Source organism: Pseudoalteromonas rubra (assembly GCF_005887095.1).
GTDB classification, from domain to species: Bacteria; Pseudomonadota; Gammaproteobacteria; order Enterobacterales; family Alteromonadaceae; genus Pseudoalteromonas; species Pseudoalteromonas rubra_E.
On the sequence record NZ_PNCI01000067.1, the window covers coordinates 1 to 538 of the forward strand.

The following is a 538-nucleotide window of genomic DNA, read 5'->3' on the forward strand; positions in this document are numbered from 1 at the left end:
GGGCTCGCCTGCCTTGCCATACTCTTGTGTCCAGCCATCTTTGATCTTGAGATTGCCATTGGCGTCATAGACGTATCGCTTATCAACACCATCTACTGTGGTAACGCGGTTCAGGATATCGTACTCAAAGGTGGTCGCCGTGTCTTCGGCGTTCAGCGCCCGGCTGGTCAGGTTCCCCATCGCATCAAAAGTGTAGCTGTGCTGCTGGATATAACGATAGGCACTGCTCTGAGCAACCCCCAGCGTGCTCAGCTGGCCGCGGCTGTCATAGCCCACCGCCATACTAAAGTGGCCTTTCTGGTAGGCAGTTACCCGCCCGGCCGCATCGTGCGACTCGGCAACATAGTACAGCTGGCCACGGTCGCCTTCTCGCGCTTCCTGTTTTTTATCAACCTGTCCGGCGCTGTAATATAAGCGCTGGCCACGGGCTTCCACAAAGCGACCACGCTCCCGGGTACGACGATAGTCATCAAACTGCTGGAACACCCGACCATATTCGTCAAAGGTGGTCAGCTGTACCACACATTTAGCGTCATGT

General features: G+C 55.8%; 1 protein-coding gene. It reads right to left on the reverse strand.

The genetic code is table 11. The features are described 5' to 3' along the window. Window positions 1–538 (reverse strand): hypothetical protein (locus tag CWB99_RS24250; RefSeq protein ID WP_171045427.1); only part of this gene is annotated, 538 nt, incomplete at both ends.